The following is a 26,151-nucleotide window of genomic DNA, read 5'->3' as shown; positions in this document are numbered from 1 at the left end:
AAATCTTTTGCTGACTAATGTCCAACCCATCCCATACGGGGGTATGAAAGGGCCGGAACCAAATAAAACATTTGGCACTGACATTCATCGACACACTATTGAGTTCTCAAAGAACACACGCACACACATCCGCGCCGGATTATATCCGGCTACTTCCGTGAGGCAACTTTTCCAGCCTAACCGACCTCCCTCGCGGAGTCAAGCCGCTCGGTCGTTCGTGTCCCTGCCGGTGTTCTATAGGTTGGCCAGGCGCTCATCGTCCTACCTCGTTTCCCGGTCCCTATTTCCAGCTTCTGAGCTGGGCGTTTGGGCTCCGGGTCGGTGTCCGTGTCGCTCTGACTTGGACTAAGTTACGCGGCGGAGAACGCGGCGTCAAATCCGCACTACACCGATGTGATTCCGCTGGTCAGAGGCTTGCGCGAGAGCAATTTCGGCGCTCGGGCCACGAAACTGTGACCCAAGCCACGAAAACGTCAGCCGACGGCGCGTCGTACGCCCGCGATATTGCGCTTGCCCCGCCGCAGCGCCAACCAGCGTCCGTGCAGGTAGTCGCCCTCGGCGGGGGTCCATTCGAGGTCGGAGATCTTCTCGTTGTTCACGTACGCGCCGCCCTCGTTGACCGCGCGCCTGGCCGCGCCGCGACTTTCGGACAGTCCGCTCGCCACGAGCAGATCCACGATGGTCGCCGGTTGGTCCGCGGCGATCTCGGCGACGGCCCCGTCCACGGCGGCCTCGCTCAACGCGGCGCCGAGGGTCTTCTCGTCGAGTTCGCGTAGTTCACCGCGGCCGAACAGGGCCTGGCTCGCCAACTGCACCGCGCGGGTGTTCTCCTCGCCGTGCACCAGGGTGGTCATCTCGGCGGCGAGCGTGCGCTGCGCTTCCCTCGCGTGCGGACGTTCCAGCGTCGCCCGCTCGAGTTCGTCCAGTTCCTCGCGGGAAAGGAAGGTGAACCACCGCAGGTAGCGGACGACGTCGGCGTCGGCGGTGTTCACGAAGTACTGGTACCAGGCGTAGGGGCTGGTCATCTCCGGATCGAGCCACAGGCTGCCGCCGCCGGTGGACTTGCCGAATTTCTTGCCGTCGGCCGAGGTCACCAACGGCACGGTGAGCGCGTGGACCGATTCGCCGTCGACGCGACGGTTCAGTTCCACGCCCGCGATGATGTTGCCCCACTGGTCCGAGCCGCCGACCTGGAGTCGGCACCCGTGCGCGCGGCGCAGCTGGAGGTAGTCGTTGGCCTGCAACAGCATGTAGCTGAACTCGGTGTAGGACATGCCGTCGCCGTCGAGACGACGTTTGACCGTATCGCGGGCCAACATGACGTTCACCGAGAAGTGTTTGCCGATGTCGCGCAGGAAATGGACGGTCGAGAGCGGACCGGTCCAGTCCATGTTGTCGGCGATGATCGCCCCCGTCGGCGAATCGTCGATGTCGACGAAACGCTCGAGCTGTGAGCGGATGCGCTGTGCCCAGTCGGCCACGGTGTCGGTCGAGTTCATGGTCCGCTCGCCGACGTCGCGCGGGTCACCGATGAGCCCGGTGGCGCCGCCGGCCAGCACGATCGGCCGATTGCCCGCGCGCTGGAAACGTTTCAACGCCAGCAGCGGCACCAGGTGGCCCGCGTGCAGACTGGCGGCGGTCGGATCGAAGCCCGCGTAGAGCGTCAGCGGCCCGTCGGCCAGCGCCTTGCGCAGGGCGTCGAGGTCGGTGGACTGCGCGATCAGTCCGCGCCAGGTCAGTTCGTCGATGATGTCGCCGCTCACGCTGTCCCATCTTTCCGCACCGCTGTCCTGCGCCGATGCGCAGGTGGGCGGCAGCGACACGAACCGGGAGTGCGTCGCGCGACGGTCGCCGCCGACTCTGACGGGCGACCGTCGCGCAACGCGCAATGCGGCAACCGGCGGGGGTCATCCCGCCGGTTGCCGGTCGATCGTGGGGACGGTCAGCGCCGCACCCGCGCCGACAGGGCCGCGATGGTGTCGCGGCGCTGATAGGCGATCCAGCCGAAGATCACGGCCAGGACCAGCGGGAAGATCGACAGGCCGGGCGCGTCGAGCAGGAAAGCCTGCGTGGCGGCGGCCAGGACCGTGGTGATCGACAGGCCGACCGCGGCCGGGCCGCTCAGCCTGCGGACCATCAGGCCGACACCGCCCGCCACCTCGACCACGCCGGTGAAATACATGAACCAGGTGCCGAAGCCGATCTCGGCGAAGCTCTGCGCGGCGTCGGCCTGGCCGACGAGTTTCGGGGCGCCCGAGGCGAGGATGAAGAACAGTCCGAGCACGATCTGCAGGGTCCACAGGGTGCGGTCGAGGCCCTTACCTGGACGGGAGGCGGAGGCGATCGGGGCGGCGGTGATGGCGGTCATGATGTCGTCCTTCTGGTCGGTCGCGCCGAGTCGGTAGCGCGTTCAACAGGTAGGACGGGAGACCCCGCGAGAACTCATCGCACGGCGCGAAATTCTTTTCCGAGGGATCAGGTAGCCGGTCGCGGCGCGCGCGGACTGCGCCGGTAGGCCGAGACGGCTGCCGATTCGGGCAACCAGAATCGCCACGTCACCTCGGCCGCGAGGCTCACTCCTACCCGCGGGCCCGACGCGATCCGCTCCGGCGCGATCGGCTCGTGCAGCGCCAGGCGGACGGGGGCGGACCGATCGAGGAGATCGGTTCCGTAGTCCGCCAGCGTGATACCCATGGCGCGTCCGAAATTGCCAGGGCCCCTTGCTAAATCGTGATCGCGACGAGCGGTCGGGCGGCGCGCGCGTGCGGTGTCGAGGCCTGCCACGACTTCGCCGGAACGCAGGAGGACCGCGCTCGCCACACCGTCCGGGCCGCTGGTCACGTTCACACAGAAATGAGTGCCGTAACTGAGGTAGACGTAGAGCACTCCCGCGGGACCGAACATGACCGCATTGCGCGTGGTCGGGCCGCGACCGGAATGCGAGGCGGAATCCGGCCACGGTCCGGCGGGATCGCCGCCGTAGGCCTCCACCTCGACGATCCGCACGCCCACCGGCCCCGACCACAGCACCGAGCCGAGCAGTCGACGGGCGGCGTCGGCGGGCGGCACGGCGAGCTGATCAACGGACACAGCGGGTCATTCTGCTGGACGGCTTCCTACCGTGGCGAACCGGCGAACCGGCTTCGAACAGCGGACGACACCGCGGCGGATCGAGAACGCGCCCACCGGACGACGATCGCGCCACGGTGACGGTCGACTGCTCGAGGCCCGTGCGCCTACCGGCCGCTTCAGGAGGCGGACGTGACGGCCGACCACGCCTGGGCCTCACCGAACCGCCAGGCCGTGGTGACCGGGTGCGGGAGGTAGCCGTGGGACGGGTCGTCGGTGCCGAGGTGGTAGGCGCCGTAGGCGCGGGCATAGTCCTCGGTGCGGAACAGATTGCGCAGGTGGTCGGCCAACGCGGAGTCGTCCAACTCGGCGAAGCGTCTGTTCCAGCGCTTGCGCACGCCCGCTTCGGGATCGAGGGGGAAGAGATGGTCGCGGCCCCGATGGGTACCGGTCAGGGCCTGGATCGCGCCGAAGAGCGAGCCGTCGGTGTGGACGCGGAACAGCACCGTGGGATACGCGTCGGCGAGTTTCTTCGCCTTCACCTTCCGGGCGATGAGCTCGGTTCCCAGTTCGCGGCCTGATATCGCGGCCTCCACTTCGCGCCCGGGCAGAAGTTCGTCGTCCTCGCCGAAGAACAGGGACGCGCCCAGATCGATCGACCAGTGCGGGGCGAACAGATCCCATCCCTCGAAGAGTTTCCCCAGAACCGGGATCGAGGCGAACGGGGCGCCGACGACCTCGCCCGCCGCGAGCGGTTCGAGCGGGAAACCCGCATCGAAGAGTTCGGAGGACAGATCCGAGCAGGAGTACCACGCGGCGTACTCGCCGGTGTCCTCGAGAACCGGGCGTTCCAGGACGAGCGAGAAAGCGGCGGCGAGGGATTCTTCCCACGGCGAGCGGACAGGTTCGGGCATAGCTGCACTCCGGGTTCGGGCGGTCGATACGCCCACAGTGTGCACGGTGGGTCCGACGAACCGGGGGCGGCATGCCTCGATCACGCTGCGGCACAGCACATATCGGCGGACAACGGATCGGGGAGGAGATCTCCCGGACTCAGCCGAGCGTGTCGGTCCCCCGGTACAGCCCGGCCAGTTTGTGCGGGTTGACCTGCAAGCGCAGGTTGCGGATCTGGCCGTCGACGAGATCGTAGGTGAAGGCCGCGACCGGGTTGTCGCCCACGACGGCCAGCGCGCCGAGTTCACCGTTGATGGTGGCGGAGCGGAAGGTGATGCCCGCCGAGCTGGGTTTGGCGAGAACGCCGAGGGTCCACCGGGCGATGTGGTCCTTGCCGAACAGCGGGCGGAGAGCGGCGGTGACGACGCCACCGCCGTCGGACCACAGGGTCGCGTCGGGGGCGAGCAGATCCATCAGGGCATTCAGGTCGCCGCCCGCGCAGGCGGCCATGAATCGCGCGGTGACCTGTTCCCTTTCGACTCGGTCGGTGTCGTATCGGGGACGACGCGCCCGCACGTGGGCGCGGGCCCGGTGCGCGATCTGTCGGACGTTGACCTCCGATTTGTTCAGGGTCTCGGCGATTTCGGCATGGTTGTAGCCGAAGACCTCGTGCAGCAGGAATACCGCGCGCTCCAGCGGGGCGAGGGTTTCCAGCACCACGAGCATCGCGGTGGAGACGGTGTCGGCCAATTCGGTCTCCTCCGCGATATTCGGTGTGGTGAGCAGGGGTTCTGGCAGCCAGGGACCGACGTAGGTCTCGCGGGTCGCGCGGGCCGAGGTGAGACGGGTGAGGGCGAGGTTGGTCACCGTGCGCACGAGGTAGGACTTGGGATGTTCGACCCGGGCGTGGTCGACGGCGTGCCATCTGAGCCAGGCGTCCTGGAGGACGTCCTCGGTATCGGTGACGGTGCCGAGCATCCGGTAGGCGGTGGCGAAGAGCAGCCGCCGGTGTTCGAGGAAGGGATCGCGCTCGTCGTCCATCGGCTGCTGCTCCTCGCTGTGTTCCGGTTCTAGGCAAGCCGCGCGGTGGCCCTGCCGCCTTTGTACAGCTGGACCGGGACGGCGAATCTGCGGCTCAGCCCGAAGATCGGGATCGGGCTCCGGCTGACGGTTTCCTTGTACAGCACGGCGGCCTTGCCGGTCAGGTGGAAACGGCCCGGGGTGTCGTCGGCCTTCGTGAACTGGATGACCGCGTCCGCGCGGCCCAGGCTGACCGGCTGGTGGATGTAGCCGAATCGGAACGGGGCGATCTTCTTGCCTCGGAACCTGCGCGCGATCTCGTCGGCGACGTAGGCGGCGGTCGGCATCCCGGACTGACAGGTTCCGTGGATCTCACCCCAGGCCTGGCGGACCGCGGCGGCGTCACCGATGGCGTGGATGTTCGGATGCGAGACCGAGCGCAGCGTGGCGTCGACGACGATCCGGCCGCGCGGGTCGGTGTCGATCCCGGATTCGGCGGCCAGCGGCGGCACCCGCATCCCGGTGGTGATCAGGGTCAGGTCGGCCGGAATCAGGGTCGAGTCGGCGAGTTCCACGGCGTCCGGCAGAACTTTGGTGATGTGGTGCCCGATGACCCTGGTGATACCGAGGCGGTCGAGTGCGCGGCCGAGGTACGCGCGAGCCTTCACGCCCATCATCGCCCCCGGTTCGTCGGCGCCGACGAGGGTGACCCGCAGTGCGGGGAAGCGTTCGGCGATCTCGGTCGCGGCCTCGATACCGGTCAGGCCCGCACCGCCGACCACGACGGCGCCGCCACGGGATTCGACCTGCGCGAGTCGGTCGGCGAAGCGGTGCGCGGTGCGCGGATCGTTCAGGGTCCAGGCGTGTTCGGCCGCGCCGGGGATGACCGAGGTATCCGTGCCGCTGCCGAGGGCGTAGATCAGTTCGTCGTAGCCGAGGGTGACGGTGTCGTCGACGGTGACCTGCGCCGCGACGGTGTCGATGGCGGTGGCCCGGCCCCGGACGAATTCGATGCCGGTGCCGTCGACGATGTCGGCGATCCGGTGTTCGGGGAGCCGCTGACCGGTGGCGATCTGGTGCATGCGCAGCCGTTCGGTGAAGCGGGCCGACGGATCGACCAGGGTGATCCGCACATTCCCGCCGCTGGTCCGCCCGGCCAGCCGGACCGCGGCCAGCATGCCGGTGTAACCCGCGCCGAGGACGACGAGGCGATAGGGGGTGTTCGTGGTGTTCATGGCGTTCGCTCCCGGTGGTCGCGATTCGGAATGGTGACGACCAAGGGACTGCCGTCCCCCTCTCACCGTGACACTTCCATGGAGTGATGTGGATCACACCTGATGCCGAGCGGAGAATCAGGGTGGACCGGGGGCGAAATGGGGACGCTCACGGATGTGCAGCGGTGCCGCCGATTCCTATCGTGAAGCCATGCCTTCGCTCGATCGTCGTCCGCATACGTTGCGGCGCTTGTTGTTCGGTGCCCTCACACTCGTGACCGCCGTGGCGACGACGGTGGGCGGGTGCGTCGCCGTGACGTACACCCGCGCGGACATATCCACCGTCGGGAAGGTGGATTTCACCCGAGAACTCGCGATCCCGCCGCTGGCCACCGGTGTGACCGAACCCGACGGAACCCGGGTGTTCACACTCGATATGCGCCGGGGGCGCACGGAGTTCCGACCGGGTGAGCCGACGAATACCTGGGGGTTCAACGGCGACCATCTCGGACCGACGCTGCGCGCCCGGCGCGGGGATCGGGTCCGTGTCGACATCACCAATTCGCTGCCGGAGGCGTCGACGGTGCACTGGCACGGCATGCGCCTGCCCGCCGCCATGGACGGCGGACCGCACCAGCCGATCCCGGCGGGCGGCGGGTGGTCACCGGAGTGGACGGTGGCCCAGCCCGCGGCGTCGCTCTGGTACCACCCGCATCCGCACGGCACCACCGAATCCCATGTCCGGCGCGGGCTCGCGGGGATGTTCATCCTCGATGACGCCGCGTCGGAATCATTGCCGCTGCCGAGTGCGTACGGTGTCGACGACCTTCCGGTCATCGTCCAGGACGTGCGCTTCGCCGGTGACGAGCTGGACGGCGCGCATCGCATGTTCCGCAACGCGGGTTTCCTCGGTGATCAGATCCTGGTCAACGGAACCCTCGGCCCGTATCGGGAGGTCGGCGACGAACTCGTCCGGTTACGGCTGCTCAACGCCTCCACCGCGCGCGTCTACGATTTCGGCTTCGCCGATGACCGGGCCTTCGCGCAGATCGGCACCGACGGCGGACTGCTGGAGGCTCCGATCACCGTCGACCGGGTGCGGCTGTCGCCGGGCGAGCGCGCGGAGATCGTCGTCCGCATGCGACCGGGTGAGCGAACGGTACTGCGCGCGGGCCCGCTCGACGCCGGTCTCGATTTCTGGAATCAGCGGTTCTCCGGCGGCGACGACAGTTTCGACATCCTCGAATTACGCGCGGCCGCCACCCTGCGCTCCTCCCCCGACCTCCCCGCCGCCCTGGTCGCCTCGTCCACTCCCGACGGGACCGACTCGGTACAGGAGCGAACGTTCGACCTCGAATTCGCGGGTATCAACGGGCGGCCGATGGATATGAACCGCATCGATTTCGCTGTCACCCGCGGCACGGCGGAGACGTGGACCGTGCGCAACGGCGACGGTATGCCGCACAACTTCCACGTCCACGACGTGCGGTTCCGGGTGCTGACGGTCGACGGCGCGCCACCGCCGCCGGAACTCGCCGGCCCGAAGGACACCGTTTTCGTACCACCGGGAGCGACCCTGCGACTGGCCCTGCGTTTCGACGGGCCGGCCGACCCGAACACGCCGTACATGTACCACTGCCACCTGTTGTGGCACGAGGACCGGGCGATGATGGGGCAATTCGTGGTGGTCGAGCCCGGCGGGAGCGCGGGTGTCGCGCCGCGCCACGGTCACTGAATTCCACTGATCTGCGGCCCATCCCTTGCCCACGCGGGTGTCGCGCGCTAAATTCATCACACAGTGAATTCAACACTCGATGAATTGAGGCGACCATGTCGCAGCCCTCGTCGTCCGCGGCCGTCGAAGTTCGGAATCTGACCGTCCGACGCGGTAGACGCCAAGTCCTGCACGATATTTCGCTGACGATTCCGAGAGGTTCGATCACCGGACTGCTCGGACCGTCCGGATGCGGCAAGACCACGCTGATGCGCAGTATCGTCGGCACCCAGATCGTGGCGTCCGGTGAGATCACCGCGCTCGGCCTGCCCGCGGGCTCCCCCGAATTACGCAGGCGCATCGGCTACGTCACGCAGGCGCCGAGTATCTACAGCGATATCAGCGTGCGCGACAACGTCGGGTACTACGCGGCGCTCTACGGACGAGATCGCGACGATATCGATGACGCCATCACGGCCGTCGGCCTGCTCGAGCACGCGCGGCAACGCGGCGACGAGTTGTCCGGCGGCCAGAAGACGCGTGTGTCGCTGGCCTGCGCCCTGGTCGCCCGGCCGGACATGCTGGTACTCGACGAACCGACGGTCGGACTCGATCCGGTTCTGCGGGTGGAGTTGTGGAAGCAGTTCCACGACCTCGCCGCCGACGGGACGACCCTGCTCGTCTCCAGCCACGTCATGGACGAGGCCGAGCATTGCGATCGGCTGCTGCTCATGCGCGACGGCGCCCTGCTCGCCGAATCCAGTCCCGACGAACTGCGTGAGCGCACCGGCGAACAGAACCTCGAACAGGCCTTCCTCACCCTCATCACGACGGGAACGAACGCATGACCGCCACCGTGGTGCCCGCCCGCTCGCCGCTGCGGCCCTACCTCTCGACCACCGGCCGCATCCTGCGGCAACTGCGCAACGACCACCGCACGGTCGGCATGATCCTCGTGGTGCCCGCGCTGCTGATGACGCTGCTGTTCTTCATCTACCAGGACGCACCGCATCCGCCACACGGTCCGACGCTGTTCGATCGGGTCGGCATCAGCATGCTCGGCATCCTTCCGTTCATCGTGATGTTCCTGATCACCGCGATCGCCATGCAACGCGAACGCAGCTCGGGCACCTTGGAACGGTTGCTGACGACACCGCTGTCGAAATTCGACCTGCTCGGCGGATACGGCACCGCCTTCTCCCTCGCCGCCGCCGCTCAGGCCGTGGTCGCCTGCCTGGTGTCGTTCGGACTGCTGGATCTCGACGCGGCGGGCAATCCGGCCTGGGTGGTGCTGATCGCGGTGGTCGACGCGATCTGCGGTGTCGCGCTCGGCCTGCTGGCCAGCGCTTTCGCCCGCACCGAATTCCAGGCCGTACAGTTCATGCCGGTGGTCGTCGCGCCGCAGATCTTCCTGTGCGGCCTGCTCGTTCCGCGTGATCAGCTCCCCGGCTGGCTGCAACCGATCAGCGATCTGATGCCACTGAGTTACGCGGTCGACGCGCTGCAACAGGTTTCACAGAATCCGGAGGTGACCGGCGAGATGTTGGGTGACCTCGGGGTCGTCGCGGCGTTCGCGATCGTGGCACTCGCGCTCGGCGCGGCCACACTACGGCGACGCACCGCATGAGTACGGCCGGGTCCGGCAACGGCGCTCGCCCCGGCGCGAAGGCGAACTCGCTCGACGCGCGCTCCGCCGAAATCGGGGGCCGATCCGGCGGCGAGTCGCCCGATTCGGACGCGGCGCGGAACGACGGGCCGGACCCCGCCGAGGGCGGACCAGCGGACCCTGCCGAGGGCGACCGGCCGGGACGCTCCGGCCGCAGGCCAGGACGGTCGGGGGCCAAGGAGAAGATCCTCGCGGCCGCCAGAGCCCGATTCGCCGAGAACGGTTTCGACAAGACCTCGATCCGTGCCGTCGCCACCGACGCGGGCGTGGATCCCGCGCTCGTCCATCACTATTTCGGCACCAAACAGCAGTTGTTCACCGCGGCGATCCAATTGCCGTTCGACCCGGAGGCCACACTGCGGACGATCCTGGGCGTTCCGAAGGACGAACTCGGGAAAACGATTCTGCGCGAGGTCGTCGGCATCTGGGATTCACCGGCGGGACCGGGGGTCATCGCGTCGTTCCGCAGCATGCTCGCCAGCGGTGATCTGTCGCTGGCGCGCACCTTCGTGCTGGAAGTGGTGCTCGAACGCGTGCGCCTGCGGATCGCCACCCCCGAGGACGACGGTCGCGCCAGGGTCGCGCTCGTCGCCTCGCAGACGATGGGTGTGCTGGTGGCGCGCAAACTCGTCGGGGTCGAACCGCTGGCCTCCATGCCGCTGCCCGCGCTGGTCGCCGCGGTCGGGCCGACCTTGCAGCGCTACCTCACCGGTCCGCTGGAGCTGGTCGGCGAAGACGTGGAGAGCGAACGGCCGCGTGATCGCTAAGCGTCGGCGTGCTGGGCGGTGAATGCCTCGTGTTCGGCCTCGGTCGCGTCGCGGGCGTCATCGATGAGCAGCACCGGGATGCCGTTGTCGATGTGGTAGACGCGGCGCAGACGCGGGTTGTAGAGCAGGCTGCCGCCGTTGTCACCGCGCACCAGCAGTAGCGGGCCCTTGTCCTGGGGACAGGCGAGCAGGCTCAACAGTGTGGCGTCCAAGGCGGTGTCTTCCGGCATGACCGATAACCTACCCGGCCGCCGGATCCGGTCCGCCACCGTCCGCCGGACGGTGGAACGAGATGTAGCGGTGGCCGAAGAAGCTGGCGACCGCGACCAGACCCATGACGATCACCGCCGACGGGGTTTCGGGGAAGTGCATGACCGTGACCGCGAGTTGGATCAGCGCCGCGTTCAACACCAGACCGCCGGAATTCACCGCGCAGAATCGCAGGAAGTCGCCGATCAGGTGTCCGTGCACCCGGAAGACCAGCGTGCGGTGCAGCCCGAAGGCCACCACCATGCCGACGGCGTAGGCGAGCGCGACCGCGACGAAGGGCTGGACGTGATCTCCGAGCACATGCAGCCACATGACCGTCAGGCCGATGCCGAGCGCGGTGTTGAATCCGCCGACCGCCGCGAATGCCAGTTCCTGCCTGCGGAACAGACGCAGCAGCGGTCCCGGTTCCTCGGTTCCGGTGACTCCCGCCGCGTGGGCCGCGGTCTCGCTGCCGATCGGATCGGCGCTCATCGCGGCGCGCCCGCGAGATCGATGGATTCGGCGGCGGGCGCGTCGGCGGGGACGCTCTCGTCGGACCGCCGACGACGTTCTCGCAGAGAGAACCATTGCAGCGCACCGACACCCAGCACTCCGAGCAGCGCGGCGCCCGCACCGAGTTTCCAGCCGGGCGGCTGCCAGGACAGCTCGAGTTCGCCGTCGCGGGTGCCCGCGGGGATGTCCACGGCGGCGAAGGTCTTCCCGACCAGTTGCACCGGGATCTCGTTCCCGTCGAGGGTCGCGCGGTAACCGGGCCAGCCCAGTCTGGCGAAGACCACCCGGCCGCCTAGGTCGGAGTTCACCCGCACACGGCTGGTCCGGTCGGATTCCGACTCCGACACCGCTGTCACGCCGTCGGCCGCGGCGATACGTCCGTCGCGGGTCGAGAGCGGACCGTCCTGTCGTTCGAGGACCGCGATGTACCCGTCGTGACCGGGGTGGTCGACCCACCTCCAACCGGTCGGCGCGGGTTGGTTGCGTGCCTCGGGGAAGAGCGCTTTGTGCAGTACCACGCGATCCACCTTCATCAGGTCGACGATGCTCCTACCGGTGGTCGGCTCGATCGCGAACGCCCTGCGATACGCGTCCGGACAGACGCTGGTGTCCCAGCGCATGCACAGTGTCTCGCCGAACCAGTAGTGCCCATTGGGGGTATAGCCGCTCACATAGGTCAACTCCAGGTCCTTGGCGTAATTGCCGAAGACCAGTGATCCGTACGCGCCGTCCGGTGTCCGTTCCGCGGGCGGAATCAGGGCACGGTCGGCCAATTGCAGGGTAGTGCCGGTGAAGTCGGGGAAGGCCGCTTTCATCTCCGATCGCTTCTCGGGCAGATTCCACCCCATCGGCGTCGGCTGCGCGGCGTGGACCTGGAGATAGGCGACGGGGAAGATCGAGACGATGATCAGCGCGCAGGCCGTCGCGATCCCCCTGGTCCGGCCGAGCCATACGACCACGGCGCCGAGCGCGGCGATGCCGAGCACCGACAGCACATGCCATACGACCTCGTCCGGGGCGGCCGAGAACGTCCGCACCCAGAGCAATCCGATCAGGACCGCGGCCGCGATCGCGCGCCGGCGCGGATCGCGGACCGTCGCATAGCGCCCAAGCAGGACGCAGACCAGCAACAACAGTCCGAGCGCGACCATCGGCAGCACCCGCGCGGGCCAGCGCAGCGGACCGATCGCGCCAGGCCCCGCGGTCCACATCAACGCAATCAAGGCGAAGAGTCCGATCGCGCTGAACTCGCGCCAGTTCTCCCGCGCCTTTCGCCAGTCGACGAAGGCGAGGGCGGGGATCAGGAACCACGCGATATAGGTGACCGGCATCGGCTGCACATAGCCCCACCAGGAGTTGTAGGCGGGCAGGGTGCTGGGCAGGCTGGCGTTGAGCGATTCCGACCACGGCACGGTCAGGAACTGGTCGTTGTTGATCTGGGCGGTGCCGCGCCAGGTGACTTTCGCCGAGAGCATGCTCGGCAGGTAGGTCGCGAGTCCGGCCAGGGCCGCGCACGCCGAGACCGCGAGCACCCGCAGCGCCGGCCGCCACGCGCGCTGGTAGACGAATTCCCCGACGACGACGGCGAGAACCATCAGGCCCGCTTCGACCGCGGGGAAGATGTACTGCACCGAGATGGCGAGGTACAGGAACACGAATGTCGGTATCGGACCGGTGCGGCCGCGCGCGTAACGCACCGCCGACGCCCACGCCTGCACCAGCCACGCGGTGCCGGTGAGCGCGGTGTACCAACTGGCTTCGTCGAAGAACAACAGCCAGCCGGTGAACGGCATCGCCACACCGGCGACCGCGGCCCACGGCAGCGCCGCCCCGTATTCCTTGCACACCCGGTAGACGCCGAGTCCGAGGATGATCGCGAAGATCAGTTTGACGACCGTGGCGTAGAGCGCGACATTGTCCACCGACGGCGCGATCAGGTCGATCAGCAGCTGCGGTGGATTCAGCAGTCCCGCTTCCTCGATGGTGTAGTTGCCCGCCATCCAGTGCTCGGGAACCATCGTGGGGAAGCGCCCGTCGCGCAGATTCCGGCCGAGCATCACCCACAGCGGCGCGTACTGCGATTCGGTGTCATCGGTATAGAAATGCCGGGCATTGGCGAAAAGGACGGCAACATATCCCGCGATCACACCGAGCGCGGTCACCAGACCCCACGTGTATGCGTCCCGCCGTGCGGGGGCGTTGCTTTCCACCACGAGTCCCAGACCATACAGTGCCGGGTTCGGGCCTCATTCCGGACTCGGTGAACGAGTCCGGCGGTACCGGGCGGATCTACGGACTAGGAGACCGCGTCGGCCAGTTCGCGTTCCGGCTCGCGCGGTGACGGATCCGAGGCGGCGGGGGTGTCACGGCGACGCGAGCGGATGTACAGCCACTGGAGCAGACCGATACCGGCCAGGCCAGCGACCGTCGTCGCGATACCGATCTTCCAGCCGGGCGGACGCCAGGTGAGTTCCAGTTCGGCGTTCCGGGTTCCGGCGGGGATGTTCACGGCGACGAACGATTTGGCGACCGTGGTGAAACCGATCGGGGAACCGTTGAGGGTCGCCCGGTAACCCGGCCAGCCCAGACGTGAGAAGACCACCCTGCCGCCCTCGGCGGAGGACACCCGCACCCGGCTGGTGGCATCGGTTTCCGAGAGGGAGGTCGCGGTGACCTTGTCGGCGTCCGATACGCGACCGTTCACCGTCGAGATGAGGCCGTCCTGACGTTCGAGGACCGCGATGTACTTCTCGTGGCCGGGATAGTCCACCCACTTCCAACCCTCCGGCGCGGGCTGGGCCGCGGCGTCGGGGAACAGCGCGCGCTGCACCACGACCCGATCCAGTTTCATCAGATCGACCAACGGTTTCCCGGTGCTCGCCTCGGGGGCGAACATCCGGCGGTAGGCGTCGGGGCAGACGCTGCCGTCCCAGCGCATGCACAGCAGTTCACCGAAATAGAAATGTCCGGTCGGGGTGTAGCCGTTGACGTAGCTCAGTTCCAGACCCTTGGCGTAGTTGCCGAAGACCAGCGAACCGTAGGCGCCTTCCACGCTCTTGTCGGCCGGTCCGATCAGACCGCGATCGGCCAACTGGATGGTGTTGCCCGTGAAATCCGGGAACGCCGCCTTCGCGTCGGAGCGTTTCACCGGCAGGTTCCATGCCATCGGCGTCGGCTGGGCGGCGTGCACCTGGACGTAGGCGATCGGGAACATCGCGACGATGGTCAGCGCGCAGGCCGCGGCGACACCCTTGGTCCGGCCGAGCAGAACGACGCCGACGCCGAGGGCGGCGACCGCCGCGGCGGCGAGCAGATGCCACAGCCAATCGTGCGGATCCGCCGAGAACGTCCGCACCCACAGCAGACCGATCAGCACCGCGGCGGCGACCGCCCGGTTCTTCGACCGATCGAAGGTCCCGAAACGTCCGAGCAGCACGCAGACCAGTACCAGCAGACCGATGGCGAGCATCGGCAGCACGCGGACCGGCCAGCGCAGCGGACCCACCGAACCCGGGCCCGCGGTCCACATCAGCATCATGACGGCGAACAGCCCGACCGCGCTCAGCTCCCGCCACGCCCCGCGCGCCCGTTCCCAGTCGATGAAAGCGAGGGCCGGGATCAGGAACCACGCGATATAGGTGACCGGCATCGGCTGCACATAGCCCCACCACGAGGTGAAGGCGGGCAGTGAACTGGGCAGGCTGGCGTTGAGCGATTCCGACCACGGCACGGTCAGGAACTGGTCGTTGATGATCTGCGCGGTGCCGCGCCAGGTCACCTTCGCCGAGAGCATGCTCGGCAGGAAGGTGAGCAGGCCCGCGAGCCCGGCACAGCCCGACGCGAGCGTCAGGCGCAGCACCGGCTGCCATCTGCGCTGGTAGATCAGTTCGCCGACGGCGACGGCGAGCAGCATCAGCGCGGCCTCGACGGCGGGGAAGATGTACTGCGTCGAAATCGTCAGGTAGAGGAAGACGAAGACCGGGATCGGACCGGAGGTGCCGCGGGTGTAGCGAACCGCCGACGCCCACGCGTGGACGAGCCACGCGGTGCCGGTCAGCGCGGTCATCCAGCTGGCCTGGTCGAAGAACAGGAAGAAACCCGACAGCGGGAAGGCGATACCGGCGACCGCGGACCAGGCCGGTCTGCCGCCGTAGGCCAGTCCGATCCGGTAGACGCCCAGCGCGGCGATGATCGCGAAGATCAGTTTGACCACGGTCGCGTACAGCGCCACGTTGTCCACCGACGGCGCGATCAGATCGATCAGCAGCTGCGGCGGGTTGAACAACCCGGCGTCGTCCATGGTGTTGTTACCGGCCATCCACTGCTCGGGCACCATGAGCGGGAAGTTCCCGTCCCGCAGCGAACGGCCGAGCCCGACCCACAGCGACGTGTACTGGGATTCGGTGTCGTCGGTGAAGTAATGCCTGGCGTTGGCCAGGAGTACCGCGAGATATCCCGCGATCACGCCGACGGTGGTGACGAAGCCCCACCGCAGCACGTCGCGGCGCGAATCACGTTCCACGACAATCGGATCGGAGCCGGAGGCCGCATCCCCGTCGACCCGTTCGGGTCGTTCGTGCGCGGCCTTCGTTACTGCACTATCGGTCACGAGTTCCAAACCCTACAGGGGGCGGGAACGCTTGGCATCGACCCTGGACGCCACCATGATGGTGTGATGATCAGGCCCGGATCGCGCGGCGACGGCCGTGCTAGAGTTCACGGCGGCTCGGGCTCCGCTGTTGCGCGGAGAATTCCGGCACGCACCGTCATCGAAAGTCGATCCAGCTGATGCCGATTCCCCCCACACGCCCGCACCGCTCCGCCGAACCGGCGTCGAGCGGTCGTCCCGGCACCGACCGGCCGCACACGGTATCGGTCGTCGTCCCGGTCTATCGCGGCGAGGACACGATCGGCCAACTGGTCGCCGAACTGCATCGACTGACCGAACCCGGCCTGACACCGTCGGGCACGCCGTTCGTCGTCGACGAGATCATCCTGGTGCACGACAACGGCCCCGACCGCTCCGATGTGGTGTTGCAGGAGCTGGAACAGAGCCACAAGTACGTGCGCACGGTCTGGCTCAGCCGCAATTTCGGCCAGGACGCCGCCACCATCGCGGGTATGACCGTCGCCGCGGGCGACTGGATCGTCACCATGGACGAGGACGGCCAGCACGACCCGGCCTTCATCGGCACCTTCCTGGACGCGGCGCTGTCCGAACGCGCCGATCTGGTGTACTCGAAGCCGAGCAATACCCGGCCGCACGGATTCCTGCGCAACCTCACCTCGCGCGGCGCCAAGCTGGTGCTGGCCACGGTGTTCGCCTTCCCCGATTCCACCCGATTCGAGAGCTACCGCCTGATCCGCGGGGATATCGGCCGTCAACTGGCCGAGGTCGCCTCCAACGGCGTCTACCTCGACGTCGCGCTGACCTGGGTGGTCGGCAGGGTCGCGCAGGTTCCGGTGGAACTGCGCGCCGAGGGCCGCGAGGAATCCGGCTACAACTACCGACGGCTGTTCTCCCTGTTCTGGAAGATGGTGCTGTGCAGCGGCACCCGCGGCCTGCGCCTGGTCAGCATGCTCGGGGTGACCCTGGCACTCGGCGGTGTCGTCATGGCCGGGGTGGTGGTGTTCGAAGCGCTGACCGCCGACGACTGGGCTCCCGAAGGCTGGGCGTCGACCATCGTCGTGCTGCTGTTGTGTTCGGGCGCCGTGCTGTTCTCCCTCGGTCTGATCGCCGAATATCTCGGGGTCGCACTGCATATCCTGGTCGGCAAACCGCTCTACCTGACCGTCCAGACGCCGACGCCGCGACCGGTGCGCGCGACCGAACCGGTAGCCTCCGTATCCATGCCGGAATCCACGGACGCCGCGGAAGCGCGGGAACTGTCGAACACCGCCGCCAGCAGGGGGACCGACCGGGTTGAGCACTGATCGCGTCATCTTCAGCCGACCGTTCCGGGCCCGCCGGGAACTCGCGAATCTGGAGGCCGTCCTCGCCTCCGACCACAGTCACGGTGACGGGCAGTTCACGGCCGCCGCCACGGCGAAGCTGAAAACCATCACCGGGGCGCCGCACGCGCTGCTGACCACCTCGTGCACGTCCGCGCTGGAAATGGCCGGCTTGCTGCTCGAACTGGGTCCCGACGACGAAGTGATCGTGCCGAGTTTCGCGTTCACCTCCACCGCGACCTCCATGGCGCTGCGCGGGGCGACCTGCGTCTTCGCCGATATCGATCTCGCCACCGGCAACCTCGCCCCCGAAGCGGTCGCCGCGGTGATCACCGAGCGGACCAAGGCCGTCGTCGTCATCCACTACGGCGGTGTGGCCGCCGATATGGCCGGGCTGCTGGAACTGGCGAGCACGCACGGTTTCGCGATCATCGAGGACAACGCGCACGGACTCGGCGGCGCGTGGCGCGGCAGGCGGCTGGGCACCATCGGCACGATGGGCTCGCTGAGCTTCCACGACACCAAGAACGTGCACTGCGGTGAGGGCGGCGCGCTGCTGCTCACCGACGAGATCCTGATGGCGCGCGCGGAGATCATCCGGGAGAAGGGCACCGACCGGGCCCGCTTCCTGCGCGGCGCGGTGGACAAGTACTCCTGGCAGGACATCGGCTCCAGTTATCTGCCGAGTGAATTGAACGCCGCCGTCCTGGACGCCCAGCTCGACGAATTCGACACCATCCAGGCCGGACGGCACCGGGTGTGGGACGCCTACGCGGCCGCGCTGCCGGAATGGGCCGCGCGCAACGACGTCGGGCTGATGTGGGTTCCCGCCGATCGCGAGCACACCGCGCACCTGTTCTACCTGCGCACACCCACCGAGCAACGTCGCGACGACCTGATCGCGCATCTGGGCGCGCGCGGGATCTCGGCGCCGTTCCACTACGTGCCGCTCGATTCGAGTCCGGCGGGGCTGAAACTCGGCCGCACGCCCGTGCCCTGCGCGAACAGCGCGGAGTTCTCGGGCACGGTCGTCCGGCTGCCGCTGTGGCCCGCGCTGAGCGACGAGCAGGTGGACCGCGTGGTCGACGCGGTCACCGCCTTCACGGTCTAGGGCGCTAGGCCGTCAGCACGTAGAGCTTCTCGCGACCACCGGCGATCAGCGTCCGCTCCGCCACGCGCGACTCGTAGGCCCGGAAGAATCGGTCCAGGCTCGCCTCGACGAACCGGTGTTCCTGCGCGCCGTCGCCCGCGTCGGTGAAGCGGCGCGCGGCCGCGGCGAGGACCCGATTGTCGCTGGTGGCCATATTGCGGACCGGCTCCGCGACGATCACCTGTTTGCGCGCCGCGCCGAGCATGCGGTCGACGACGGGGGCCGGATCGGGCAGGAAGTGGTAGAGGCTCGCCTGCATGACCACGTAGTCGGCCGCGGGCAGTTCGTCGTCGGAATGCATATTCCACACCCGCCCGGTGCCACCCGCCTCGTTGAGCCGAGCGATGAAACCCTCGTTCAGATCCAGGCCGGTGTAGTCGACACCCTTGTCACGCAGGTAGTGGCTGTACAGCGTCGCGGGCCCGCAGCAGACGTCCACCACGGACGCTCCCTCCGGAACGAGTTCCGCGATGGCCCGGTACCGAGCTCCGTAATGGCGACCGTAGAGTCCCCGCATCAGTAGTTCGTAGGTTGTCCGATTACGGTAGATGACGCTCGAGCTCACACCTTCGGATGCTACGTGCTGAATCGGTTCGGCACACGGTGGAAAATTCACGCCCAGGTGAACCCCTTGTTCGACAACACGTTTCGATAACGTCAGTCACCGAACAGCGTTCGTGCCGCGTCCTCGGTGAGGATTTCGTAGGTTTCGCTCGACCGGTCGTACCGCCAGGTGTCCTGTCCCGATGGCGGGCGGCCCTCCGCCTGTACGGCGCGGGTCGACGGACGGTAGGTGGAACTGCGCGGGATCTCGTCGACGACGTGGACCAGATCGGGACGCTGACCGGGTTCGAGCGCCCGAACCGCCTCGGTGACGTCTCCGGGCGACAGCCGATATCCCGCGCGCACGCTCAGCGCCGCCACCGCGATCGTGCCCTCGCGGGACGCGAGCCCGTAGGCGACCTCCAGATCGACGGCGGTGATGTCGTTGACGGCGTCGACGATCGGCTGGGTGTAGACCGGACCGCGCGCGGTCTTGATCACGGTGTCGGTGCGGTCGACCAGCCAGTAGTCGCCGTCGCTGTCACGACGGAACAGGTTCTCGGTCGGCATCCAGGAATCGCCCGCGACGAAGACCCCGCGCAGGCCGCCGTCGGAGATGTCCAACCCCTCGGAAGCCTTGCCGAGCAGCAGGCCCACCTCGTTGTCGGCGCAGCGGCGGGCGAATCCGGATTCGTCGGTGAGAACGCGTTCGGTGATCGGGTCGTAGGCGACCAGTTCGACCCTCGCGGTACCCGGTACCGGCCTGCCCTTGCATCCGGCCTTGGCGCCGGTCACGTTGGCCAGCACCACATCTCCCTCGATGGAGGCGTAGAACTCCAGCACCCGGGCCGGTTCGAATTTCTCGGTCGTGCGCCGCCACAGTCCGGCGGGCATCCCCGAGCCGATGAACAATCGGATCGGATGCGCGTGACCCGCGGGGAACACCTCGGCGTCGAGGATTTCGCGCAGCATCGTCCAGGTGTAGGTGACGACGGTGACGCCGTAGCGGTGCACCTCCTCGGCGAAACGCTCCGGAACCAGCGAGCGGGCCAGCGCGATCCGGCTGCCGCCCGCGATGGCGCCGCCGAGACTGACCAGCAGACCCGAGGAATGGTGCAGCGGCGCGAGGCAGTAGACGGTATCGCTGCGATCCAGGTCGGCGGAGGTCGCGGTACCGAAGGCCGACAGCGCCCACCGGTGGTTGGTGATGTACTTCAATTCCAGCCGGTCACCGGTTCCGGTGACGAGGACGAACGCCAACTCGCGGGCCAGACCGGGGTCGGGGCTGTACCAGGCGGGCAGTCGCACCTCGCTCGGATCGATCTGTTCGAGATCGACGACATTCTCGCTCGACGGAATGTCGAGGGTGCGCGCGCTGCCACCGCCGAGTACCAGCACCCGCCGCCCGGTCTCGACGGACTGGCACACATTCTCGGGGTCGGTGACGACCGTCCTGACACCGGTGCGCTCCATCGCGTGACCCAGTTCGCTGCCCGGCGCGAGCAGGACGGCCACCGCGCCGAGGCGCGAGAGCGCGGCCACCGTGGCCAGCGCGCTGGGCCTGGTCTCCATCACGACGGCCACCCGCTCGGCGGGCCGGATGCCGACCGAGATCAGTCCGCGCACCACATTGTCGATGCGGGCGTCGACGGCGGCGTTGGTGTGCACCCGATCGTCGAAGAGGAAGCATTCGCGCAGCGGGGCGCGCCGGGCCTGCTCGGCGATCAAGCGGCCCAACGAGATCCGGGTGTTCGGCTGGATCATGCCGAGTCGCGTCAGCCGGGGCAGCGCTCGCGCCGCCTCGCCCGCCAGTTCGACCGAACCGCGCACCGCGCTGCTGGCGATATTCTCCAGCGCCTTGCCCATGCCCGCCCCGGCTTCGGCCAGCGCCGCCGCGTTGTGCAGTACCCGTGTCGCCGCCGAACGCGGGGCGTTGGTCTCGACATGTTCGGTCATGCGCGAGATCTCGGGCGGCAGCGGTGTGTCGTTGTCCATCCAGTCGATCCACTGCCGCACCAGCGGCCAGGTGCGGTTGGTCGCCGTGCTACCCGCAACAAGACCGAAATGTCCTGCCACCAAACCGGCTTCGTACACTTCGGCGTTCGGCGCGGCGCGCAGGATGCCGCGCACCGCCGCGGGCTGACCGATATCGTCCACCTCGCCGAGGAAGGCCAGGATCGGGCATTTCAGCTCCGCCAGCGACACCGGGTGGTCGCGGATCACGAAACCGCCCGACATCAGCCGGTTGTGCACGACGAACTGTTTGAGCAGATCGGCGGCGGCGGGCCCCGCGTAGCCGACCCAGCCGTCGTTGTTGAGGAATCGACGCTGACGTTCCTTGGGCAGCAACGCTTCCCGGTCGTGCAGCTGACGCAGGAAATCGATCCGGGATTTCGCGGTCTTGACCGGATCCAGCATCTGGAAGCCGAAACGGACCATCGAATCGGTGATGGGCAGTCTGGTCACGACGTGATCGGCGACGAAGTCCGCGACATCGGAGACCAGCCCGTACGGCAGTCCGAACGGCATGCCCGCGACGATGTCGACGGGACTGCCGAAGGTCACGATGCTGGCCACGCTCTTGCCGTAGCGGTACGCCGCGGTCTGATAGGCGAACATGCCGCCCTGGGAGTACCCCATCAGATGTACCGGCGCGCCGGTGGCCTCGCTGACGGTGTCGACGGCGCTGTTCACCGCGAGCACGTGATCGGCGAGATCGCGTTTCCAGCCGCCCTCCTCGGTCGCGGGCGAGCCGAAATCGACGACCCAGCAATCGATGCCGCCGCGGTTCAGGATGCCGACCGCGCCGTCCTCGGCGTTCACATCCCAGATGTCGGCGTTGACCATGAGCGGTGGCACCAGCAGCGCGACCGGACGTCCGGGGGCGGCGTCGTCGGGGAAGTAGTGGCGCAGCCGATACATGCGTCTGCGTTCGACCACCTCGAAGGGGGACGACTCCACATCGGTGGTCAATCCGCCGAAGCGGATCACCTCCAGCCCGTTCTGCGCGGTAGACATCAGCCGCTGAACCGAGCTCACCAAATCCTTCGCACTCAACTTCACGATCGCTCCTGGCCTAGCCATCACACGAGCTTTCCACATCGTCTGTCCATTATGGGTCGGCCGTGACCGGATCCGTGCACCGATAGGCTCCAGCTGTGACTGCGCGACAGCGGGGCGGCCGGGCCGCTCAGGCCGAGGAACGTCGGGAAGCGATCCTGCGCGCGGCGATGGACGTGATCGCCGAGCGCGGGTATCGGGGCGCGTCGCTGGCCGCGGTCGCCGAGCGTGTCGGGCTGACCCAGCCCGGACTGCTGCACTACTTCCCCAGCAAGGAATTACTGCTGGTCGCGGTATTGGAGGCGCGCGATCGTTGGGATACCGCCGCCGTTCCGACGCAGCGGCGCGGTGACTGGCGGCTGCGCCACCTCGAGCAGTTGGTGGAGTACAACGCGTCCAGGCGCGGTCTCGTGCAGACCTTCACCGCGCTGGTCGGGGAGAGCGTCACCGGGGCCGACCATCCGGCGCAGGAGTTCTTCCGGCAGCGCTACAGCAACGCGCGGGCGGTGTTCACCGAGATACTGGCCGCCGAATTCGGCGAGCGCCTGCCGGGCGGACTCACCCCGGACCAGGCGGCGCCGTTGCTCATCGCCGTGCTCGACGGCTTGCAGATCCAGTGGTTGCTCGACCCGGAGGCGGTCGACATGACCGCCGCCTTCCGGGCGTTCCTCGACCTGCTCGGCACGACCGAGCAGGCGAGTCGCTAGCTCAGAGTCCGAGCGTGGCGAGCACGGCTCCCGCCATCGCCCGCTCCCCGTGCACGTTCGGATGCACCGGCACGGCGGGCTGGAACGGGATGAGACCCTCCACCCAGCGGTCGGCGGGCGGCTTGCAGATGTCGTGGCCGATGGTGGTGGGGTAGGTGTCGACGTAGGTCGCGCCGTTGGCCGCGGCCTGCGCGGCGAGCATGACGGCGAATTCGCGCATCGTCGAACGGACGAAGGCGATGTCACCGACGGCGATGAGCTGATCGGTGCCGCAACCGGTGTCCTCCTCCGGCAGGGTCGCCGGGTAGCCGACGAGCAGGACCTGCGCCTTCGGTGACCGCTGCTTGACGGCACGCAGGGTTTCGCCGATGCGCGGGGCGATCCGCGCGGTGCGCTCGGTCAGTTCCGATCCGAAGGCCGCGGCGCAGGGCGCGCCCTTCGGGTCGTTGGCGAAGACGGTGGCGCAGCGGGTCACGATATCGACGAAGCCGAGATCGTTGCCGCCGATGGTGAGCGTGACCAGGGTGGTGTCCGCGCTGAGCGCGTCGAGTTGGGGTGCGTTGATCGCGCTGCCCGTGAGCAGACTCTTCTGCGGCTCGGTCATATCCTTGATGACCGCCGCGCCACAGGTCACGTCGCGCACCGTCGTCGGCCGCAGCGTGGCCGCGACCACGCTCGCGTAGTTCTGGTCCGAGCGGGTGCACAGACCGGCGGTCTGGTTGGGCACCCCCGACGCCGCAGCGTACGAATCGCCGAGCGCCACGTAGACGTCGGTTCCGGGGCGGGCGGTCGCGGGGGTGAGCACCGCGCCGACGAAGGCGGTCGCGGCGACGCCGACGAAGGCGGCTCTCGCGACTCGGCGCAGACGAGTACGGGCAGGGCTGAAGCGCATGAATGATCCTCTGCGGTGCGGTTTCGCCGACCTGGTGATAGGCAGACGCAACGAGAATCGCCGCTCGGGCCGAGCGGCGTCAATGTACGCGGCGGACAAACGCGCGACGTATTTCCGCGAGTCTCCACCCGAATTCTAGGTAACGAACTGATAACTTCACCTACCGATCACTAGGTGTTCGTGGCAGGCTCCTCCTGGCCACGCCGCGCCGCGATCGCACGTTCCGCGGTGGCCCGTGCCCCGACGCCGTCTCCCTCGGCCGGACGAACGACGAAAGGCGACCGACAGCATGATCAGGTCGGATATCGATCACGACGCGGCGATCGAGGCCGCCGTCGAACAGCTCGATCTCGACGCCAAGACCTCGCTCCTCGCGGGCCGCGACGTGTGGTCGCTACCCGCGTTACCGCAGGTAGGTCTGCGATCGATCGTCATGTCGGACGGCCCGATCGGCGTGCGCGGCGTGCGCTGGGCCGGCGACGACCCGTCGGTCGCCCTGCCGTCGCCGACCGCGCTCGCCGCGACCTGGGACCCCGACCTGGCCGCGCGGGCCGGGCGGCTGCTCGCCCAGGAGGCCCGGCGCAAGGGCGTCGACGTACTGCTCGCCCCCACCGTCAACCTGCATCGATCGCCGCTGGGCGGACGCCATTTCGAGTGCTACTCCGAGGACCCGTACCTGACCGGCGTCATCGGCACCGGCTTTGTGCGCGGCGTACAAGAAGGGGGCGTCGCGGCGACCGTCAAACATTTCGTCGCCAACGACGCCGAGACCGACCGGTTCACCGTGGACAACGCCGTCGCGGCGCGCCCGTTGCGCGAGCTCTACCTGGCCCCGTTCGAGGCCATCGTCCGCGACGCGCGGCCGTGGGCGATCATGGCCGCCTACAACAGCGTCAACGGCACCACCATGACCGAACACCGCGAACTCGTCCGCGGGGTACTGCGCGGCGAGTGGGGTTTCGACGGCTGTGTCGTCTCCGACTGGCTCGCGGCGCGCAGCACCGAGGGCGCGCTGCGCGGCGGACTCGATATCGCGATGCCGGGGCCGGTCACCGTCTACGGCGCGCAACTGGCCGACGCCGTCCGGGCGGGCCGGGTCGACGAGGCCGACGTCGACGACGCGGTCCGGCGGGTCCTGCGACTGGCCGCCCGGGTCGGCGCGTTGGCGGCGATGCCGCCCGCCGTCCCCGCCGACCGATTGCCCGCACCGATCGACGGACGCGCGCTCGCCCGCGAGATCGCCTGCCGCGGTGTCGTTCTGGTGCGCAATGCCGAACTCGACGGCCGTCCCGCGCTGCCGCTGGAGGCCACCGGTTTGCGCCACGTCGCGGTTCTCGGCCGGGCGGCGATCGACGCGCGCATCCTCGGCGGCGGTTCGGCGACCGTCTATCCCGAACAGGTCGTCTCACCGCTGGACGGTCTCACGGCGGCGCTGCCCGATACCGCCGTCACCTTCGCCGTCGGCGCCGACCCGAGCGACGAGATGGGCGAGGCGAACACCGGATTCACACTGCGGGCGGTCGTCCGTGACGCGGCGGGCGAGATCATCGGCACCTATCCCCTGCCGAACGGCAGCATCACCTGGCTCGGTGAGGTGCCGGAGGGCGTCACCTACGACGCCCTGCACAGCGTCGAGATCGCGGGCACGTTCACACCGCGCGACAGTGGCGAACACGCCTTCGGCACCAAAGGATTGGGCCGCCACGAACTGGTCGTCGACGGCACCGTCCTCTTCGCGGGGCCCCAGGAGTTCAGCGGCGACCAACTCGAAGGGTTCTTCGCTGCGCCGGTCGAGCGCGGCCGGGTCGCCCTGTCCGCGGGCAGACCCGTCGAGGTCTCGCTCACCTATACGCCGGTGAAGTCCGCCGAGATACCGCTACCCATCGTCGTGTTCGGACTGGCACACAGCGAACCGGAACGCGATCCTGGCGACATGATCGACGAGGCCGTCGCCGCGGCGGCCGGGGCGCAGGCGGCCATCGTCGTCGTCGCCACCACCGAGCGCGTCGAATCCGAGGGTTTCGACCGTACCGATCTCGAATTGCCCGGTCGCCAGAACGAACTCGTCGCCAGGGTGGCCGCCGTCAATCCACGCACGATCGTCGTGGTCAACGCCGGTTCGCCGGTCGCCATGCCGTGGCGCGACGATGTCGCCGCCGTCCTGCTCGGCTGGTTTCCCGGGCAGGAGGCGGGCGCGGCGCTGGCCGACGTGCTGCTCGGCCACCGGGAGCCCGGCGGACGACTCCCGACGACCTGGCCCGCGACCCTCGCCGACGCGCCGGTCACCGAGGTGGCGCCGGTCGATGGCGTATTGCCCTACAGCGAGGGTGTTTTCATCGGATACCGGGCCTGGGATCGCGGCGACACCGTCCCCGCCTACCCGTTCGGCCACGGAACGGGTTACACGACATGGGAATACGATTCGATATCCGGTGACGCGAACACGGTCACCGTCCGGCTGCGCAATACCGGGGACCGCCACGGGCGCGAGATCGTGCAGATCTATCTGACCCCCGGCGACGATTCGGTGCCGCGCCCCCGGCGCTGGCTGGCGGGTTTCGCTCCCGTCGAGGCCGCGGCCGGTACCTCCGTCGACATCTCGATCCCGCTGCCCCCGAGGGCTTTCGAGATCTGGGACGAGACGTCGAACGCCTGGACCACGGTGCCGGGCGAGTATCGGATAGACGCCGCCCGATCGTTCACCGACAGCAGGGTCGCCATGCACGTCACGCTGGGATGAG

At 68.3% G+C, this 26,151-nt stretch carries 21 protein-coding genes; 8 read left to right on the top strand and 13 right to left on the bottom strand.

The genetic code is table 11. The annotated features are described in order from the left end of the window. Positions 1–473 precede the first annotated feature (473 nt). The 6 genes from tyrS to JZ792_RS22620 form a co-directional block, all read right to left on the bottom strand. The gene (gene tyrS / locus JZ792_RS22645) at positions 474–1,763 is read right to left on the bottom strand and encodes a tyrosine--tRNA ligase (RefSeq protein WP_216913092.1); all 1,290 of its coding nucleotides are present in this window, start codon (positions 1,761–1,763) and stop codon (positions 474–476) included. 179 nt (positions 1,764–1,942) lie between these two features. Continuing rightward, a complete protein-coding gene (locus tag JZ792_RS22640; protein WP_216913090.1) occupies positions 1,943–2,368 on the bottom strand; it encodes a DoxX family protein in 426 nt (141 codons plus the stop codon). A gap of 107 nt (positions 2,369–2,475) precedes the next feature. Beyond that, positions 2,476–3,090, bottom strand: a complete 615-nt coding sequence (locus tag JZ792_RS22635; protein WP_216913088.1) for a DNA-3-methyladenine glycosylase — start codon at positions 3,088–3,090, stop codon at positions 2,476–2,478. Positions 3,091–3,248: 158 nt separating this feature from the next. Continuing rightward, positions 3,249–3,983 (bottom strand): hypothetical protein, encoded by a 735-nt coding sequence (locus JZ792_RS22630; protein ID WP_216913086.1) that lies wholly within the window; start codon positions 3,981–3,983, stop codon positions 3,249–3,251. Between the two features lie 139 nt (positions 3,984–4,122). Continuing rightward, on the bottom strand, positions 4,123–5,004 hold the full coding sequence (locus JZ792_RS22625) for an RNA polymerase sigma-70 factor (RefSeq protein WP_216913084.1): 882 nt from the start codon (positions 5,002–5,004) through the stop codon (positions 4,123–4,125). Positions 5,005–5,033: 29 nt separating this feature from the next. Continuing rightward, positions 5,034–6,218 carry an NAD(P)/FAD-dependent oxidoreductase gene (locus tag JZ792_RS22620; protein WP_216913082.1) on the bottom strand — a complete coding sequence of 395 codons (1,185 nt, stop codon included), beginning with the start codon at positions 6,216–6,218 and terminating at the stop codon, positions 5,034–5,036. A 190-nt stretch (positions 6,219–6,408) separates the two neighbouring features. Here JZ792_RS22620 and JZ792_RS22615 point away from each other — a divergent pair, with 190 nt between their 5' ends. The 4 genes from JZ792_RS22615 (at position 6,409) to JZ792_RS22600 (ending at position 10,344) form a co-directional block, all read left to right on the top strand. Beyond that, on the top strand, positions 6,409–7,932 hold the full coding sequence (locus JZ792_RS22615; protein ID WP_216913080.1) for a multicopper oxidase family protein: 1,524 nt from the start codon (positions 6,409–6,411) through the stop codon (positions 7,930–7,932). Between the two features lie 95 nt (positions 7,933–8,027). Continuing rightward, complete coding sequence (locus tag JZ792_RS22610) at positions 8,028–8,759, top strand: ABC transporter ATP-binding protein (protein ID WP_216913078.1); 732 nt, start codon at positions 8,028–8,030, stop codon at positions 8,757–8,759. Next, positions 8,756–9,538, top strand: a complete 783-nt coding sequence (locus JZ792_RS22605; RefSeq protein WP_216913076.1) for an ABC transporter permease — start codon at positions 8,756–8,758, stop codon at positions 9,536–9,538. The genes JZ792_RS22610 and JZ792_RS22605 overlap by 4 nt, the downstream gene beginning before the upstream one ends. Before the next feature lie 71 nt (positions 9,539–9,609). Next, positions 9,610–10,344, top strand: coding sequence for a TetR/AcrR family transcriptional regulator (locus JZ792_RS22600; protein WP_438804363.1), 735 nt, complete (start codon positions 9,610–9,612; stop codon positions 10,342–10,344). Here JZ792_RS22600 and JZ792_RS22595 read toward each other — a convergent pair. The 4 genes from JZ792_RS22595 to JZ792_RS22580 form a co-directional block, all read right to left on the bottom strand. Further along, on the bottom strand, positions 10,341–10,574 hold the full coding sequence (locus JZ792_RS22595; protein WP_109530002.1) for a Trm112 family protein: 234 nt from the start codon (positions 10,572–10,574) through the stop codon (positions 10,341–10,343). The two genes, JZ792_RS22600 and JZ792_RS22595, sit on opposite strands and share 4 nt — an antisense overlap. 10 nt (positions 10,575–10,584) lie before the next feature. Beyond that, positions 10,585–11,085 (bottom strand): GtrA family protein, encoded by a 501-nt coding sequence (locus JZ792_RS22590; protein WP_216913072.1) that lies wholly within the window; start codon positions 11,083–11,085, stop codon positions 10,585–10,587. Continuing rightward, positions 11,082–13,316, bottom strand: a complete 2,235-nt coding sequence (locus tag JZ792_RS22585; protein WP_216913099.1) for a hypothetical protein — start codon at positions 13,314–13,316, stop codon at positions 11,082–11,084. The genes JZ792_RS22590 and JZ792_RS22585 overlap by 4 nt, the downstream gene beginning before the upstream one ends. An 86-nt stretch (positions 13,317–13,402) precedes the next feature. After that, entirely contained in the window at positions 13,403–15,604 is a 2,202-nt protein-coding gene (locus JZ792_RS22580) for a hypothetical protein (protein WP_216913098.1), read from the bottom strand. Positions 15,605–15,894: 290 nt separating this feature from the next. On the opposite strand from JZ792_RS22580, the gene JZ792_RS22575 reads away from it, so the two are divergent. Together JZ792_RS22575 and rffA are read left to right on the top strand one after the other, a co-directional pair. Continuing rightward, positions 15,895–17,040, top strand: a complete 1,146-nt coding sequence (locus JZ792_RS22575) for a glycosyltransferase (protein ID WP_216913070.1) — start codon at positions 15,895–15,897, stop codon at positions 17,038–17,040. Further along, the gene (gene rffA / locus JZ792_RS22570) at positions 17,030–18,169 is read left to right on the top strand and encodes a dTDP-4-amino-4,6-dideoxygalactose transaminase (RefSeq protein WP_216913068.1); all 1,140 of its coding nucleotides are present in this window, start codon (positions 17,030–17,032) and stop codon (positions 18,167–18,169) included. The genes JZ792_RS22575 and rffA overlap by 11 nt, the downstream gene beginning before the upstream one ends. Before the next feature lie 4 nt (positions 18,170–18,173). Here rffA and JZ792_RS22565 read toward each other — a convergent pair whose 3' ends face one another. After that, positions 18,174–18,773 carry a class I SAM-dependent methyltransferase gene (locus JZ792_RS22565; protein ID WP_216913066.1) on the bottom strand — a complete coding sequence of 200 codons (600 nt, stop codon included), beginning with the start codon at positions 18,771–18,773 and terminating at the stop codon, positions 18,174–18,176. 92 nt (positions 18,774–18,865) lie between these two features. Further along, positions 18,866–21,835, bottom strand: a complete 2,970-nt coding sequence (locus JZ792_RS22560; RefSeq protein WP_216913064.1) for an AMP-binding protein — start codon at positions 21,833–21,835, stop codon at positions 18,866–18,868. 74 nt (positions 21,836–21,909) lie between these two features. On the opposite strand from JZ792_RS22560, the gene JZ792_RS22555 reads away from it, so the two are divergent. After that, positions 21,910–22,518 carry a TetR/AcrR family transcriptional regulator gene (locus JZ792_RS22555; RefSeq protein ID WP_308165405.1) on the top strand — a complete coding sequence of 203 codons (609 nt, stop codon included), beginning with the start codon at positions 21,910–21,912 and terminating at the stop codon, positions 22,516–22,518. 1 nt (position 22,519) lies between these two features. Here JZ792_RS22555 and JZ792_RS22550 read toward each other — a convergent pair whose 3' ends face one another. Then, positions 22,520–23,410, bottom strand: coding sequence for an SGNH/GDSL hydrolase family protein (locus JZ792_RS22550; RefSeq protein WP_216913062.1), 891 nt, complete (start codon positions 23,408–23,410; stop codon positions 22,520–22,522). A gap of 289 nt (positions 23,411–23,699) precedes the next feature. Here JZ792_RS22550 and JZ792_RS22545 point away from each other — a divergent pair, with 289 nt between their 5' ends. Beyond that, positions 23,700–26,150, top strand: a complete 2,451-nt coding sequence (locus JZ792_RS22545; RefSeq protein ID WP_216913060.1) for a beta-glucosidase family protein — start codon at positions 23,700–23,702, stop codon at positions 26,148–26,150. Position 26,151: the final 1 nt, after the last annotated feature.

The organism is Nocardia noduli, assembly GCF_019038455.1.
GTDB classification, from domain to species: Bacteria; Actinomycetota; Actinomycetes; order Mycobacteriales; family Mycobacteriaceae; genus Nocardia; species Nocardia noduli.
The sequence above is the reverse complement of the archived record's forward strand: the minus strand, read 5'-3'. Positions and strand labels throughout refer to the sequence as shown.

What these genes read in the sequence shown, in the direction of transcription:
- JZ792_RS22605 (WP_216913076.1), top strand. Translation starts at nt 8,756, where the DNA reads ATGACCGCCACCGTGGTGCCCGCCCGCTCGCCGCTGCGGCCCTACCTC.
- JZ792_RS22610 (WP_216913078.1), top strand. Translation starts at nt 8,028, where the DNA reads ATGTCGCAGCCCTCGTCGTCCGCGGCCGTCGAAGTTCGGAATCTGACC.
- JZ792_RS22625 (WP_216913084.1), bottom strand. Translation starts at nt 5,004, where the DNA reads ATGGACGACGAGCGCGATCCCTTCCTCGAACACCGGCGGCTGCTCTTC.
- JZ792_RS22545 (WP_216913060.1), top strand. Translation starts at nt 23,700, where the DNA reads ATGATCAGGTCGGATATCGATCACGACGCGGCGATCGAGGCCGCCGTC.
- JZ792_RS22575 (WP_216913070.1), top strand. Translation starts at nt 15,895, where the DNA reads ATGCCGATTCCCCCCACACGCCCGCACCGCTCCGCCGAACCGGCGTCG.
- JZ792_RS22630 (WP_216913086.1), bottom strand. Translation starts at nt 3,983, where the DNA reads ATGCCCGAACCTGTCCGCTCGCCGTGGGAAGAATCCCTCGCCGCCGCT.
- JZ792_RS22560 (WP_216913064.1), bottom strand. Translation starts at nt 21,835, where the DNA reads ATGGCTAGGCCAGGAGCGATCGTGAAGTTGAGTGCGAAGGATTTGGTG.
- JZ792_RS22640 (WP_216913090.1), bottom strand. Translation starts at nt 2,368, where the DNA reads ATGACCGCCATCACCGCCGCCCCGATCGCCTCCGCCTCCCGTCCAGGT.
- JZ792_RS22550 (WP_216913062.1), bottom strand. Translation starts at nt 23,410, where the DNA reads ATGCGCTTCAGCCCTGCCCGTACTCGTCTGCGCCGAGTCGCGAGAGCC.
- JZ792_RS22590 (WP_216913072.1), bottom strand. Translation starts at nt 11,085, where the DNA reads ATGAGCGCCGATCCGATCGGCAGCGAGACCGCGGCCCACGCGGCGGGA.
- JZ792_RS22620 (WP_216913082.1), bottom strand. Translation starts at nt 6,218, where the DNA reads ATGAACACCACGAACACCCCCTATCGCCTCGTCGTCCTCGGCGCGGGT.
- JZ792_RS22615 (WP_216913080.1), top strand. Translation starts at nt 6,409, where the DNA reads ATGCCTTCGCTCGATCGTCGTCCGCATACGTTGCGGCGCTTGTTGTTC.
- JZ792_RS22595 (WP_109530002.1), bottom strand. Translation starts at nt 10,574, where the DNA reads ATGCCGGAAGACACCGCCTTGGACGCCACACTGTTGAGCCTGCTCGCC.